Genomic DNA, 13701 nt, shown 5'->3' with positions numbered 1-13701 from the left:
AATCGCTATAAAACAGTAATAAAAGTTGAAATGTCTGTAGAAAAACCCGTATCATTTGATGTAGATGCGGGTTTTTACGTATGGTCAGGTCGCATACATAAGGAGGGGGAAGACTGATGGAAGACATACGCCAGCTCGAGGAAGACTTACTAAAGCCGAGTATCCGGCGGTCGGCTGTGGAAGTAAGTCGGCTGCTGGCAGAAGATTTCCAGGAAATCGGAGCATCCGGCCGGATTTTTACCCGGGAGGATGTGATTTTTGGCCTGGAGGAGGAGCGTCCTGTCCATAGATCGGTGGCTGATTATAAAACAAAACCGCTTTCGGAGCATTTATATTTAGCAACGTATACCGTGACGAGTGAGCTCGGAACTTCGCTGCGCAGTTCGATATGGCGGAAGACGAATTCCAGCTGGGAGCTTGTTTTTCATCAGGGGACCCCCAAAAAAGCGAACCAGCCATAGAAGCAGAATACAAAGGTCGTTTTCAGCACGAGCGCAGCCAGCTTGCAGAAGGGCAGTAGAGGTGAACAATATGGAACTATTCCATTATCATTTTTGGACAACTGAAATAGAAGAAACAGAAGCTTTTTACAGCACTCATGGCTTTGAAGTAGTGGGGCGCTTTGCCCTGGAAAATTATCGTATTAAGCGCTACGATCCGCCGCTTGCGTGGGATAATTTCCGCGATAAAGGGTTAACGTTCCGGATGATAGAGATGAGTCTCGGCCAGGTGCGGGTTACCTTTGGTGCAGGGAGAATGAATACGTTCGGCTACTTTGGCTATCGTGTAAACAGGGAAGAGCATGCCGGTATCCTCCGGCGCGCAAAGGAACATGGCTGGGGCATTACCAAAAAGGAACGGAGAACCTTTCTTCAGCCGTCCACCGGCCCGAAGATTCAGCTTGATCGGGCCGAAGAGCTTCCGATCGGCGGGAAAGAAGAGCTGGAGTCTGTCCTCATCACCAGTCCGGAGCCGTATGACTCGAACGACTGGCAGACCGTTCTGGGTGCCGAAGCGTTAGTGCCTGCCTGGCAGGAAAAGCGTGCATTTGAACTTGAAAAAGTAGTTATTCAGGGAGCGGAAAAGATGGAGACGGTGCAGGATCCAAACGGTGTCTATCTGGAATTCCGTACTTAACGGAAGGAAGAACAGCATGATGAAATACGTGATTGGAATGTTTCTGGGGCTTGCTTTGTTTGCAGTAAAGCCCAGAACGGCAAAAAGCAGGAAATAGGGAGCGAATACATCGTGGAGTCTTCATTTCGTCAATTAATTATTGTTATTTTAGCTATACTATCGACTGTGCGCCTGGTCTTCTTTTTTGTCCTGGATCAGCCGCTTATCGATGCCATGATGCCGCTTGCGTTCATGGTGTACTGGATGCTCATTTTATCGATAGCAGACAGCAGGCAGTTATGGAGCGCAAAACGCGAACTGATTACCATTCTGGTGGCGACAGCGCCGGTATTGATTGTTTCATTTATCGGGGTCGTAACGGAAGCGCACGCGATTTTTCTTCCGCTGTTTACGAATTCGATGCTTTTAATGGTTCTTATGCCTATTGTTTATAAGTATGGGTTAAAACCAAACGATCCTGATAAAAAAAACTAGAGGAGACCGGATAATGGTATTTCGAGCAAAAGGAAGCAGACTGCTGTCTGCATTTGCGGTTATAGCTATCATACTGCTGGGATATTCTATTTTCCAGGCTCTGTTTATGTATAACGGAGGTCCGGGGAGTATTCTGAGGGCTGTAATTGATGCGGTTATTATTATTTTAGTAACTCAGATTGTATTTTTCACAAAATATGAATTGCACGAGGAGCATCTGGCGGTTCATGCCTCTCTTTTGATCCGGCTGCGTATTCCTTATGATTCCATCCAACGGGTGGAGGAGGTCCCCGGATGGATTAAGGGGGCGACGCCGGAAAGGCTGAAGGTGGTTTACCAGGAAGGAAATCGTCATCAGCATATTACACCGAAGGATGAAGCCTTATTTCTCGAGAAGCTGGCTGCGAAAAACAAAAATATTGAGATGCCAAAGGAAGGACGGTTCACGCGGTGAACGTCCTTTTTTATAATTTATCGTAAAATTTACGAAGGAAATAAAACCCAATAGAAGCTAAAACCGTTCCGGCAATAATTATCGTTATGATAAAAAGCACTGTAGGCACGACTCTTCCCCCCTCCGCTGCAGATTCCTGCTGTTATAAGTATTTATTTACCCCTGGAGGCACAACCGCAAGCTTCTTTATTTGAACAGCAGCTCCTGAAAGCAGCTATTGATAAAATATAAAAAGCACTGGCGTGAAAACCAGTGCTGAAGTCATGAACATTAATTGCTCTGGCCGGATATTCCGACTGTAGTAACAAGCGTTTTTATCTTTTTGAGATTTGGGCCGACGACCTGATATCTTTTGTCGTCTGTGATAATAACAGTAATCGGAACGAATTTTTCATTTAATGCACCAAACTCCTGATTGGCCTGTGGGTCATTTACGATATCTTTTTCAATAAAAGAAATACGGTTTTCCTGAAACCATCCTTTTACTTTAGCACAGGAGGAGCAGTTTGGCTGAGTGAAAATCTGAACTTCATAATTCATAAATATTCCTCCAATCGGGCTTGAGTTTACCGTGACACCTTCGTATTTGTACGGTTATGATAGTATACTAAAGTGTTCGGGAACGCAATGAAGAGGGTAAAAACCCCCGGCCGTAAACAATAAAGGATTATTGCTGTATAAGAACATACGTTTGTGAAAAAAGATGGTCTTCGCTATAATAGAAGGAACAGAGAACTGCGCGTATAAGGGGGCGTAGGAAATGAAGCAGGAGGAACAAAAGCTCCGGAAAATTATTCATATTGATATGGATGCTTTTTTTGCATCTATTGAACAGCGCGATCAGCCCCGCCTGCGGAACAAGCCTCTGGTAGTCGGAGGTTCTCCCTGGTCAAGAGGTGTAGTGGCTACATGCTCTTATGAAGCGAGACCTTACGGTATTCATTCAGCCATGTCTTCCTATGAGGCCTACCGAAGATGTCCGGAGGCTATATTTATTAAAGGGAATATGGAAAAATACCGGGAGGTTTCGCGTGAAATAATGGCCATCTTTCATAACTGCACAGATTTGGTCGAGCCTCTTTCCCTGGATGAGGCTTATCTTGATGTGACAGAAAACCACTGGAACATGCCCTCCGCTACGCTCGCAGCTAAAGAGATACGAAGGAGAATTTATCAAAAGACCGGTCTCACTGCCTCTGCAGGTGTTTCATATAATAAATTTCTTGCAAAGACGGCTTCGGATTATGATAAACCGGATGGACTGACGGTTATTACCCCCGACCGGGCGGACGCTTTTGTGAAAGCTCTCTCCATTGGGGATTTTCGCGGAGTTGGAAAGGTGACCAAGCGGAAATTTGATTCGCTCGGCATCGAAACCGGAGAAGACTTGCAGCAGCTGAGTGAAGCAAGGCTCGTGGAATTGTTTCATAAGCAGGGGCACGTATTTTACCGTCAGGCCCGAGGCATCGATGAACGTTCGGTAAACCCGGAAAGAGAGCGAAAATCGCTTGGAAAAGAGACGACGCTTTCGCAGGATCTTCTGCTTGTGCAGGACATGCTCCCGGTCATTGAAGAACTGCTTGACCAGGTGCTAGCCAGACTGAAAAAAGACGGCATCAGGGCTAAATGTATTGTGCTGAAAATAAAATTTGCTGATTTTCAGCAGATAACCCGCCGGTCTACGCTCGAGCACCCGAGCAATGACCGGTCAGAGCTGCTCGAAGCTCTGCGTCTTCTGCTCGAAGAAGGAGCTTCCGGGGGAGACCCTGTCCGGCTTCTTGGAGTCACAGCTTCGGAATTTTACGGCCCGGGAGAAGTAACGGGAGGCAGAGGCAAGGTTTATAAAACGGTAAACTATGAACAGCTGCGTCTTTTTTAAAGTCGCAGCTACTTTGTCAGCTTAATTGGAAAAGACGCCGGCGATGAAAATCACAATTACAGCCAAAAGCAGAACGAGAATAAAAATGAGAAGGGCCAATAGCAAAGCGAACACGACAAACACCCCGAAGGATTTGCCGCCGGAGAACCCGGAGGCAGCGGAGATTAAGTTTATCTGCATGACAATAGTCCAGACAGAAGCTGCGGCTATAATGGCCGAGGCAATAGCTGTAAGGAGTGCAGGCGTGCTGCCCCCGCCTGCGAGCTGGCCGATAAACAGTAAAAAAATAAATGGGAAAATAAACACCTGCGGATAAAGAGACAGCCCGTAAACCGTTCGGGCTTCGCGTGCTTTTAGACGTTCCTGGAACATTAGAATAACGAGCTTCAGGATCAGTCCATTCAAATAAAACGTGACAATTTGAAATAGAAGGAAGGCAGCGATAATGCCGGCAGCTGTAAGGAAGGTGGATAGGGCAGACCCGGCCTCGATCGGGGACATGTCACTTGTGTTTTGGGCAAAGGCCTGGGAAAGACCGGCAACGATAACAATCCATAGAGCTGTGAAATGAAGCCCCGGGTTATCGCTTATCTGCCTGTACGTTTTCCTGGGTGCAGTAAATAAAGGTAACAATCGAATAGGATTCATCATCATTCCCCGCTTTCATCAATACATCTTTTTCCAACTGCCATCAGTGTACAATATTTTGAAGAAAGAAGACAGAATACATAAGGAAGACCGGAAGCAGAAGCCTTTAAGCATCAGCAGAAAAAGTTTTAATAAACTTTACCAATGAGAGTGGAATACAAAAGCGCTTCAAATTACCACCCAGGAAATGTCTTATGGTACAATTTTCCCAATGTGATATTTAGAAGGGATGGAAGAGATGGCGACGATGAGCAGTGCGGACAAAGTCACTCTGTATTATAAAGAAGCCGGACAAGGATATCCTGTCATATTTCTGCACGGACTGACTGGGGATCACACGATGTTTGAGCGTGAAATGGATCGGTTGAAAGACCAGTTCCGTGTTATAGCTCTTGATATGAGAGGACACGGCAGGTCGGACAAGCCTGAAGCATATACATTGGAGGATCATATACAGGATGTACTGCACATGATGAATAAGCTTGACATTGAATCAGCTCACCTGGTGGGTGTTTCAATGGGAAGCTATATCGCTCAGGGTGTAGCTGTTGAAGCTCCAAAAAGAGTATCGAAGCTTGTGTTAACAGCACCGAAGGCACATGGAAAAACTTCTTCCACTGCCCGCTTGTTTGCTGAGCATGAAGCCGAGTTGAGCGGTCTTTCCCATCGTGAAAAATTAAATAAAGCCTCGATGTATATCTATCATGATATCGGCAAGGTACAGGACTGGTCAAAGCAGATTGAAGGCCGGGCCGTTGAGCTGAATGCTGAAGAAGAGCAGGCAGCTTCTGATGCTTTAAAGGGGTTTGATTTCCGTGATCAGCTTCCTTTCGTAGAGGCAGAATCGCTTGTGATCAGCGGGAAATACGATGGCCTGAATCCGCCGGAATACGGCCGGGAAATAGCTGATCTGATTCCTTCATGCCGGTTTGTGGAATACGAGTACTCGGGGCACGGAATAAACGTTGAAGAGCATGAACGGTTCGTAGAAGAAATCAGAGAATTTTTGAAGTAAAGCCCATAAAAAGAGCAAGAGCATGATTATTAAACGAATACGCCTGCTCTTTCGCTCAGAGCGCCGGAGATTCGCTATGATTTTCAATTAAGCAGACAGATATTCAATTGAGTCGATGGAAATAATGATTTTTAAAGGCTTTAAGCTGTTTTTAAAGTGTGCAACGGTTGAAAAGTAAATTTCCAGATTAAAATTGTTATAAAATAATATTGATTTTTATGTGGGTTATGTTATCATATGGAATATGAAAATAATTAAGAGGTGATGAAAGCATGGCTGATCGTAAAAATGTACAAACAACCGGTTCAGGTGCTCCAGTAGGAGATAACCAGAACTCGTTGACAGCAGGCACCAGAGGTCCTGCCCTTATTCAGGACGTACACCTTTTAGAAAAACTTGCTCACTTTAACCGCGAGCGTATTCCTGAGCGTGTCGTACACGCAAAAGGCGGCGGTGCTCATGGTGTTTTTGAAGTGACAAACGACGAAATTTCCAACTATACTAAAGCCGATTTCTTAAGCGAAAAAGGGAAAGAAACGCCGATGTTCATCCGTTTTTCCACAGTGGCGGGCGAATCCGGTTCAGCGGACACTGTACGTGACCCGCGCGGTTTCGCAGTAAAATTCTATACAGAAGAAGGTAACTACGATCTCGTAGGTAACAACACACCAATCTTCTTTATTCGTGACGCTATCAAGTTTCCGGATTTCATCCACACACAAAAACGTGATCCACAGACGCACTTGAAGGATCCGGATATGGCATTTGACTTCTGGTCCCTTTCCCCAGAATCGCTGCACCAGATCACGTATCTGCACGGCGACCGTGGTATTCCGGCAACATGGCGCCATATGAATGGCTACGGCAGTCACACATTTAAGTGGGTCAACGACCAGGGAGAAGCATTCTGGGTAAAATACCACTTTGTCAGTGATCAGGGCGTTAAAAACCTTGACGAGCCAACCGCAAATCAAATGGCAGGGGAGAACCCGGACTATCATACGGAAGATCTGTTCAACGCTATTGAAGAAGGAGATTATCCTTCCTGGACGCTGTACGTGCAGATTATGCCTTATGAAGAAGCACTCACGTACAAATGGGATCCGTTTGATGTTACAAAAATCTGGTCGAAGGAAGACTATCCACGTATTGAAGTCGGCCGTATGACATTAAACAAAAATCCTGAAAACTACTTCGCCGAAGTAGAGCAGGCTGCGTTTTCCCCGGGACACTTTGTGCCTGGTATTGAAGCTTCCCCGGATAAAATGCTGCAGGGACGTCTGTTCTCTTACTCCGACGCCCACCGTTACCGCGTAGGCGCAAATCATGAGCAGATTCCGGTTAACAAACCAGTAAGCGGCACAAACAACTACCAGCGTGACGGCTTCATGCGTACGGACGACAATGGCGGCGGTTCGAAGAACTATGAACCGAACAGCTATGGTGGACCGACTGAAGACGCGGCAGCAGAAATCAGCCCGTTTGATGTAGAAGGAAAGGTTGCAAGCACGCCTTATCCTGACGACGATCACTATACCCAGGCTGGCGACTTGTACCGCATGATGAGCGAGGACGAAAAGCAGCGTCTCGTTGATGCATTCGTGGGCCACATGAAACCAGTTCGCAAGGATGAAATTATTAAACGTCAATTGGATATCTTCTACAAAGCGGATCCGGATTACGGACGCCGTATTGCAGAAGGACTTGGCTATAAAGTACCACAAGAAGAAGCGTAAGCATTACCATCGTTTGCGCAATCACCAATTTTAATTTTATGCATCATCCACTCACAACTTGTACCCGTGCCTGAAAAGGCACGGGATTTTTTTATGAAAAAAGCCGGGATCCAAAGAAATTCTTCGGATCCCGGCTCATGCAGCAAGGTGTCAGCACCTATGTTTATATTTCGGAAAGGCAGACGAAAATATGCCAGTACGTGGTATGATAAAGACAGATGAAAAAATGCATCGTTTAAGAATTCATCATGTATGTAAGAGCTTCCACGACGCCGTATTCGTCGTTTGTGCCAACAATATGGTCGCTCATGGCTTTTACTTCATCCACAGCGTTCCCGATAGCGACGGCATAGCCGGCTGTTTCAAGCATGCTGATATCATTGTAATTGTCTCCGATGGCTGCGGTATCTTTTAACGGTACAGCAAGCTCTGTAGCAAGTCTTTCAAGCGCAAGCCCCTTCGAAGCTCCTGTATGTTCTACCTCGAAATTATGATCACCCGAAGTAACGAGGGTTAAATCCTCCCGTTGTTTAAAGTGGTCAATGCCTGCCTGGCGCTTTTCTTCGATAAAAGAAACGGCCAAAATATTATAGAGGGAAACGTTCATATCATGCAGTTCGAGATAGCTTTCAATAAAAGAAAATCCGAGCTGGCTGTATTGCCGTTCCGCTGCTTTCTGCATGGAGGCTGTGTCCGCATGGGGATTGGAGCTTTTGATCCGGTCCTGCTCGATTTGAAGCAGTTGCCGGCTGTTGTGGGGAGTGTAGATAGCCTTTTCTGTAAACGCTTCATAATAAAATTCCTGCTGATGAAGCCACGAAAGCACTTCCATGCCTGTGTCTTTTGGGAGAGGCACGGAGATGTACAACTCACGGTCCGGAGAGTGAATAGCAGCACCGTTCGCAGAGATTACCCACGGATGAAGAGAAGTATTTTTAAGAATATTCCATACGTCAAAATGGGCTCTGCCTGTAGCGATAACGATATCAATACCGTTTTCGACAGCTGCCTCAAGGGTTTGTATCGTCTTGTCATCCAATTGGTTTCCACTGTTCAAAAGAGTGCCATCCAAATCAATCGCGACCATTGAAAACATTTCATGTCCTCCCATCAGTAGACGAGGTTAAAAGCATAAACCTTTTCCACTTTAACATAAAATCTCATAAACAACGAAATCACGCGCAAAAATTTGTATAATAATGGTAAAATACTTGTGCAGCTTCATTCGGAGGACGTATAAAAAAACTGCAGTGGGCATGCCTCAGGACTCTTTTTATTGGCAGGAGAAGGATATGGAAAAGGACGGAAAGAAGGTAGTGGAAGAAAAAAAGAATGTGAAGGATACTGAATAGGGGGCGTGGTTATGTATATTAAAAGAACAGAAGATCCGGTGCTGCTCAGCCAGTTAAACCAGTCACTGCACGAATGGCACGTAAACCTTCATCCTGAACTTTTCTTCCCTTACGATCAGCCGTCGGCTCAATCGTATTTTGAAAAAAAGCTTTCTGACGACTCCCACATGTTTTTTATCGCTGTCGAAGACGAAGAGCCGCTGGGATACGTCTGGCTTGAGCTTCGTAAAGAGAAGGGCAACGATTTTAAACGTCCTTCGCGCTACGGCTACATTTACCAGATTGTTGTGAAGGATCAACATCAGGGTCAGGGCGTTGGGGCCTTTTTGATGAAAGAGGCGGAGTACGCTGCGCGAGACTACGGAGCAGAAAGGCTTGAACTGGACTATCTGGCACAGAATTATATAGCAGAAGCCTTCTATAAAAAAATTGGATATGAGCCAAGACGGGTTACGGTGCATAAAGAGCTTTAAGAGGATGGGGGCTGGAGATATGATTACGAGTCATACAAATATTATTATCGCCGGTACAAGCATTGAAGGACTTGTGCTGGCGCGGGCTTTGGAACGCTATGATGTAAATGTACGGCTGCTTGAAGCTGAGAAGTCTCCTGCCCACGAACCTAAAGCGCTGCTTTTGTATGCGCGGACACTTGAAGTGCTAGAAAGCATTAAACTGGCCAAACCATTACTGGATGCTGGCATCCCTTATCGTTCACTGGAATTCAATTACGAAGGAAAACAGATTTTTACACCTTCCTTCGATTTTTTGAAAGAAGAATCTCCTTATCCATTTGTATTGTCGTTGGCTAACTGTGATGTGCAGCGTGTATTGCAGCGCTCGCTGGTGAAAACGTCTGTGGAATGGGGGACGCGCCTTACTCAGCTGAAGCAGAATGGTTTAAAAACAGAAGCGTTAATCGAAAAAAATAATATAGAAGAGCGGATAATTGCGGATTATATCGTTGGGGCCGACGGAATTGAAAGTGTGGTCCGGCAGCTTGCTTCCATTAAATGCAAGATGGAGGGCGGCTCTGAATTAATGATGGCGGATGTGAAAACAGAGCAGCAGCTGACAACCAATGCGCCGTCCATGGTGTTTAATAAAAAAGGAATTATGTTTGCCGCAGACCTTCCCGGCCATCAGGCGAGAATCATGATGATCGACCGCGATAAGCCAAACGCCCGCCTTGAAAATACGGAAGCCTCTCTGCGGGAGCTCTACCAGAAAATCACTGGCCGCCCGTTGTCCATGCAAACGGCGCTATCGGTGCAGTCGAAGCAGGCTGTATTTCACCAGGCAAAAGAATTTCGGGCGGGTGATGTCTTTTTGGTTGGTGAAGCGGCTCACTCCCATCACCCGATGACAAGCCAGAGTGTAAACCTCGGCATCCAGGACAGCATTAATTTAGGCTGGAAGCTTGGCATGGTATGCGCAAGAGCCTGTCCGGAAACACTGCTTAAGACATACGAGGCTGAGCGGCTTCCAGTCGCGAAAAAAGTCAACCGGACGACAGACTGGACGGTGCGGAGCCTGACGGTGCAAAAGCCTATTGCTGTGCAGGCAAGAAACCGGACACTGAAAATGGTGGAGATGATTGAACAGCTCCCGGAGGCCTTTATCCGGAGACTGTCACATTTGTCCGTGAGATACCGGGCCTCGGCACCGCCGCTGAAAGAAGAACTCCAGCGCGAAGGAGTACTGCATCCAGGAGACCGGGTGCCCGACACAGCATTAACGGATTTTGAAAATCAAAAAACCAGGCTGTATGAGCATTTGCAGGAAGGGAAATTTTTATTTGTAATGCGCACGAGCGGCAGCCGGATCGACAAGGAATACGCGTTTATTAAGCGCTGGATACGTAAATCCGCTCCTTATTTTGGCAATATGATACAGCCTGCATTAGTAGCTCCGACACCGACAATGGGGCAGCCTGATGATATTCTATGCTGGAGTGAAAGGCATTTAAGCAGGGAGTTCCGGCAATTAATCGGGCCGGGGGAATCTATGCTCGTACGGCCGGATGGTTATTTGCTTTTTCACAGCGATGCTGCAGGGTGGAGCAGCTGGAAGAATGCAGTTGAACTGTTTCTTGCAGCAGGAGCTGAATGGAACCTGGAGGAGCAGGAAGCCCGGAAATGGCAGCAAAACATCAAATCGATCAGCCGCAGGTGGAAAAAACAACTGGCATTCAGTAAATAAGAAAAGTTTTCTTAAAGCCGGCACCGTCTACAGCGGATGCCGGTTTTTTGAAACGTACGGACATTTATTACGTAAAAACGCAAGAAAGCATTGACACCTATGTTCCAAAAATAGGAAAATGAACGAGTTAAATGCCTATAAGTAAGGAGAGGAAGCCATGTCATCGATTTTAGAAGTGAATGACGTACATAAGCGTATTCGCGGTAAAGAGATCATTCAGGATCTGAGTTTCTCTGTCGAGCCGGGAGAGGTTTTTGGCTTTCTTGGGCCGAACGGTGCGGGGAAAACAACCACAATTCGTATGATGGTGGGGCTTACCCCTATTTCGTCCGGCGATATTCTTATCGACGGATACAGCATCCAGAAATCGTACGCGAAGGCGATTAAACAGGTCGGGGCCATCGTGGAAAACCCGGAAATGTACAATCATTTAACGGCAGAAAAGAACCTGATCCACTTTGCACGGATGAACGGGAAAGTAGATCAGAAGCGTATTGACGAGCTGCTTGACCTCGTGAAGCTCGGGCATGTGAAAAAGAAAAAAGTTCGCACCTTTTCTTTAGGGATGAAGCAGCGTCTCGGTATTGCTCAGGCGCTTTTGCACCGGCCGAAGCTGTTGATTTTAGACGAACCGACCAACGGCCTGGATCCGGAAGGAATCCGGATGGTACGGGCTTACCTGCGCCGGTTGGCCGAGGAGGAAGGGCTGGCGGTGCTTGTTTCGAGTCATTTGCTCTCAGAAATGGAGCTGATGTGTGATCGTTTTGCGATTATTCAGGACGGTAAGCTGATCAGTATTGAAGATCAGCGTGTCTCAGAAGGAGAGGGGCGCCCGCTGCCGTACCAGATTGATGTAGGTCCGCAGAAGCTGGAGGCCGCGATGCAGGTAGTAAAAGAAGCTTATCCGGATCTGAAAATAGAAGAAGCAGAGCAGCGGCTGACGATCTACATAGAAAAAGAGAATGTCCCTGCCCTGCTGCGCTACGTCATGGAAGCCGGGTTTGACATTTATGAAGCAAAAGAAGACAAACAAACGCTTGAAGAACGGTTTCTTCAAGCAACGTCGAAGGAGGGGTCCTCATGATCCGCCTGGTTCAAAACGAATGGATGAAGCTGTTCTGGCGTATCAGTACATGGGTGATGACGGCGATTCTTCTCCTCGGAGTGGTGGGGGTTCTTATTTATTCTCTCACCAATCAGCCATCAGCGGACGAGCTGCCATCGGAAGCGCAGTGGAAAGCCGGTCTGGAACAGCAGATTGAAGAAGATCGGCAGGCGCTCGAGGACAGCGGGGCTGCAGCTGATTTTTATGAGCAGCGAATCGCGGAAAACGAATACCGCATCCAGAATGATCTGCCGCCGCAGAGCGCGACAGGAGAAAGTGTCTGGTCGTTTATGAGCACGAATGCAGGGTTACTCGATCTGCTGAGTATTTTTGTCATTATCGTAGCGGCAACGATTATTTCCTCTGAATTTAAAACCGGCACCATTAAGCTGCTGCTGGTCCGCCCGCCGTCCCGGATCAAAATACTGATGTCCAAATACCTTACGGTTATCCTTTATGCTGTGGCAATGCTAGCCCTTCTTTTCGGAGCATCGTTCGTCCTGGGAGCCCTTTTCTTTGGATTTGGTGAGCCTTCCACACAGTTAATCTACACGGACGGGGAGGTCGAACAACGACCGCAGGTGCTTGCGCTTGCGATCGATTACCTGACCGGATCAGTGAATTTTGTCATGCTTGCGACACTGGCATTTGCCATTTCAGCCATTTTCCGGAGTGAAGCGATGGCTATTGCCATCAGCGTTCTGTTATACGTGGTGGGAGCCGGTGTAACAAGCACTCTGGCTCTTGCCTACGACTGGCCGAAATACCTGCTGTTTGCAAATACGAACCTGAATCAGTACTTTACAAGCGGAGGACCGCCGGTGGAAAGCATGACGCTTGGCTTTTCTATTATCGTTCTGATTGTATACTGGCTGATTTTTATGGGTTTTGCCATATGGATGTTCAAAAAGAGAGAAATCAGCGTAACTGGTTAAGGAAAGTTGTTTGAATCCAGGCGTAGACAGGGAACAAAATAATTGAGAGTAAATGAAGAGGAGTGTGCGCCTATGGTGAAACGTACGGCAGAAAAAGTACTTGGAATTATTGCGGCCGTTTTAAGCGGCCTTGGCATCGTTTTAGGGATTATTTTTCTATTTGTGGACGTCTCCGCGATAGAGGAAGCAAATCAGATGATGCAGCAAGAGGGAGGAGAAGCACTGAACGCTCAGGAGGTGGCTGCGCAGGCTACGAATCTGGGTATCAGCCTGATTATCTTTTCAGCAATCGCAACAATTCTTGCAGCGGTAGGCGTCTTTCTGCTGAAGCGCAATAAACGCTCTGTCGCTTCCGGTATCTTATTTTTCGCAGCAGCGATTGCGGGCTTTCTGGCAGTCAGCTTGTTTGCCATTGTTCATTTTATTCTGCTCGTTGTGGCAGGTATCATGGCTATTGTCCGCAAGCCGGATACGCCAGCTGATAATTCTACAAACGTACAGGAATATCCGGAATAAAAGAAACGGGGGCTCCGAGAAATGAACTGACCCCCGTCAAGTAGACAATGAAAATAAGTAAAACTCTTAAGCGGCTTGATTCCGGTATTCTATCGGGGTCAAGCCGTTTAAATGTTCCTGGTATCGCTGGTGGTTGTAAAACCCGATATAGCGGCGAATCGCGTCCACCAGGTCCTCATAGGTGGCATAAAACGAGTCCGGCAGATAGTATTCCTCGCATTTCAGCGTGCCAAAAAACCCTTCCATGG

The 13701-nt window shown here is 46.8% G+C and carries 16 protein-coding genes; 12 read left to right on the top strand and 4 right to left on the bottom strand.

Going from position 1 to position 13701, the window contains the following annotated elements; genetic code table 11:
- The first annotated feature begins 116 nt into the window (after window positions 1-116).
- The 4 genes from G548_RS0111960 (at window position 117) to G548_RS0111940 (ending at window position 2065) form a co-directional block, all read left to right on the top strand.
- Window positions 117-461 (top strand): nuclear transport factor 2 family protein, encoded by a 345-nt coding sequence (locus tag G548_RS0111960; RefSeq protein WP_022794391.1) that lies wholly within the window; start codon window positions 117-119, stop codon window positions 459-461.
- 70 nt (window positions 462-531) lie between these two features.
- On the top strand, window positions 532-1137 hold the full coding sequence (locus G548_RS18845; RefSeq protein WP_022794390.1) for a hypothetical protein: 606 nt from the start codon (window positions 532-534) through the stop codon (window positions 1135-1137).
- Between the two features lie 111 nt (window positions 1138-1248).
- On the top strand, window positions 1249-1611 hold the full coding sequence (locus G548_RS0111945; RefSeq protein WP_022794389.1) for a hypothetical protein: 363 nt from the start codon (window positions 1249-1251) through the stop codon (window positions 1609-1611).
- Window positions 1612-1624: 13 nt separating this feature from the next.
- Window positions 1625-2065 (top strand): PH domain-containing protein, encoded by a 441-nt coding sequence (locus G548_RS0111940; RefSeq protein WP_022794388.1) that lies wholly within the window; start codon window positions 1625-1627, stop codon window positions 2063-2065.
- Window positions 2066-2335: 270 nt separating this feature from the next.
- Here G548_RS0111940 and G548_RS18085 read toward each other — a convergent pair whose 3' ends face one another.
- Complete coding sequence (locus G548_RS18085; protein WP_022794386.1) at window positions 2336-2605, bottom strand: glutaredoxin family protein; 270 nt, start codon at window positions 2603-2605, stop codon at window positions 2336-2338.
- A 220-nt stretch (window positions 2606-2825) separates the two neighbouring features.
- Here G548_RS18085 and dinB point away from each other — a divergent pair, with 220 nt between their 5' ends.
- Window positions 2826-3944 carry a DNA polymerase IV gene (gene dinB, locus G548_RS0111925; protein ID WP_022794385.1) on the top strand — a complete coding sequence of 373 codons (1119 nt, stop codon included), beginning with the start codon at window positions 2826-2828 and terminating at the stop codon, window positions 3942-3944.
- A gap of 21 nt (window positions 3945-3965) precedes the next feature.
- Here dinB and G548_RS0111920 read toward each other — a convergent pair whose 3' ends face one another.
- A complete protein-coding gene (locus G548_RS0111920; RefSeq protein WP_022794384.1) occupies window positions 3966-4592 on the bottom strand; it encodes a YIP1 family protein in 627 nt (208 codons plus the stop codon).
- A 238-nt stretch (window positions 4593-4830) separates the two neighbouring features.
- Here G548_RS0111920 and G548_RS0111915 point away from each other — a divergent pair, with 238 nt between their 5' ends.
- Both G548_RS0111915 and G548_RS0111910 read left to right on the top strand, forming a co-directional pair.
- Window positions 4831-5607 (top strand): alpha/beta fold hydrolase, encoded by a 777-nt coding sequence (locus G548_RS0111915; RefSeq protein ID WP_022794383.1) that lies wholly within the window; start codon window positions 4831-4833, stop codon window positions 5605-5607.
- A gap of 272 nt (window positions 5608-5879) precedes the next feature.
- Window positions 5880-7343, top strand: coding sequence for a catalase (locus G548_RS0111910; protein ID WP_022794382.1), 1464 nt, complete (start codon window positions 5880-5882; stop codon window positions 7341-7343).
- Window positions 7344-7578: 235 nt separating this feature from the next.
- Here the strand turns inward: G548_RS0111910 and G548_RS0111905 are convergent, their stop codons facing one another.
- Window positions 7579-8439 (bottom strand): Cof-type HAD-IIB family hydrolase, encoded by an 861-nt coding sequence (locus G548_RS0111905; protein WP_022794381.1) that lies wholly within the window; start codon window positions 8437-8439, stop codon window positions 7579-7581.
- Between the two features lie 267 nt (window positions 8440-8706).
- On the opposite strand from G548_RS0111905, the gene G548_RS0111895 reads away from it, so the two are divergent.
- From G548_RS0111895 to G548_RS18080, 5 genes are all read left to right on the top strand, one after another.
- On the top strand, window positions 8707-9168 hold the full coding sequence (locus G548_RS0111895; RefSeq protein WP_022794379.1) for a GNAT family N-acetyltransferase: 462 nt from the start codon (window positions 8707-8709) through the stop codon (window positions 9166-9168).
- Window positions 9169-9187: 19 nt separating this feature from the next.
- Window positions 9188-10897 (top strand): FAD-dependent monooxygenase, encoded by a 1710-nt coding sequence (locus G548_RS0111890; RefSeq protein WP_022794378.1) that lies wholly within the window; start codon window positions 9188-9190, stop codon window positions 10895-10897.
- Between the two features lie 157 nt (window positions 10898-11054).
- Window positions 11055-11981 carry an ABC transporter ATP-binding protein gene (locus G548_RS0111885; RefSeq protein WP_022794377.1) on the top strand — a complete coding sequence of 309 codons (927 nt, stop codon included), beginning with the start codon at window positions 11055-11057 and terminating at the stop codon, window positions 11979-11981.
- Window positions 11978-12937: an ABC transporter permease gene (locus tag G548_RS0111880; RefSeq protein WP_022794376.1), complete on the top strand. Its 960-nt coding sequence runs from the start codon at window positions 11978-11980 to the stop codon at window positions 12935-12937. Before G548_RS0111885 ends, G548_RS0111880 begins: the two co-directional genes overlap by 4 nt.
- Before the next feature lie 72 nt (window positions 12938-13009).
- Window positions 13010-13453, top strand: a complete 444-nt coding sequence (locus tag G548_RS18080) for a DUF4064 domain-containing protein (RefSeq protein WP_022794375.1) — start codon at window positions 13010-13012, stop codon at window positions 13451-13453.
- 66 nt (window positions 13454-13519) lie between these two features.
- Here the strand turns inward: G548_RS18080 and G548_RS18075 are convergent.
- On the bottom strand, window positions 13520-13701 hold a 182-nt coding region (locus G548_RS18075), incomplete at its 5' end, for an IS3 family transposase (protein ID WP_022794374.1).

Source organism: Marinococcus halotolerans DSM 16375, assembly GCF_000420725.1.
Lineage (GTDB): Bacteria > Bacillota > Bacilli > Bacillales > Marinococcaceae > Marinococcus > Marinococcus halotolerans.
Note: the sequence above shows the minus strand (reverse complement) of the source record. Positions and strands in the feature narration are given on the sequence as shown.

Excerpts from the sequence above, each read along its gene's own strand:
- G548_RS18080 (WP_022794375.1), top strand. The coding sequence starts at position 13,010 with ATGGTGAAACGTACGGCAGAAAAAGTACTTGGAATTATTGCGGCCGTT.
- dinB (WP_022794385.1), top strand. The coding sequence starts at position 2,826 with ATGAAGCAGGAGGAACAAAAGCTCCGGAAAATTATTCATATTGATATG.
- G548_RS18085 (WP_022794386.1), bottom strand. The coding sequence starts at position 2,605 with ATGAATTATGAAGTTCAGATTTTCACTCAGCCAAACTGCTCCTCCTGT.
- G548_RS0111915 (WP_022794383.1), top strand. The coding sequence starts at position 4,831 with ATGGCGACGATGAGCAGTGCGGACAAAGTCACTCTGTATTATAAAGAA.
- G548_RS0111905 (WP_022794381.1), bottom strand. The coding sequence starts at position 8,439 with ATGTTTTCAATGGTCGCGATTGATTTGGATGGCACTCTTTTGAACAGT.
- G548_RS0111890 (WP_022794378.1), top strand. The coding sequence starts at position 9,188 with ATGATTACGAGTCATACAAATATTATTATCGCCGGTACAAGCATTGAA.
- G548_RS0111880 (WP_022794376.1), top strand. The coding sequence starts at position 11,978 with ATGATCCGCCTGGTTCAAAACGAATGGATGAAGCTGTTCTGGCGTATC.
- G548_RS0111960 (WP_022794391.1), top strand. The coding sequence starts at position 117 with ATGGAAGACATACGCCAGCTCGAGGAAGACTTACTAAAGCCGAGTATC.
- G548_RS18845 (WP_022794390.1), top strand. The coding sequence starts at position 532 with ATGGAACTATTCCATTATCATTTTTGGACAACTGAAATAGAAGAAACA.
- G548_RS0111940 (WP_022794388.1), top strand. The coding sequence starts at position 1,625 with ATGGTATTTCGAGCAAAAGGAAGCAGACTGCTGTCTGCATTTGCGGTT.
- G548_RS0111920 (WP_022794384.1), bottom strand. The coding sequence starts at position 4,592 with ATGAATCCTATTCGATTGTTACCTTTATTTACTGCACCCAGGAAAACG.
- G548_RS0111910 (WP_022794382.1), top strand. The coding sequence starts at position 5,880 with ATGGCTGATCGTAAAAATGTACAAACAACCGGTTCAGGTGCTCCAGTA.
- G548_RS0111895 (WP_022794379.1), top strand. The coding sequence starts at position 8,707 with ATGTATATTAAAAGAACAGAAGATCCGGTGCTGCTCAGCCAGTTAAAC.
- G548_RS0111885 (WP_022794377.1), top strand. The coding sequence starts at position 11,055 with ATGTCATCGATTTTAGAAGTGAATGACGTACATAAGCGTATTCGCGGT.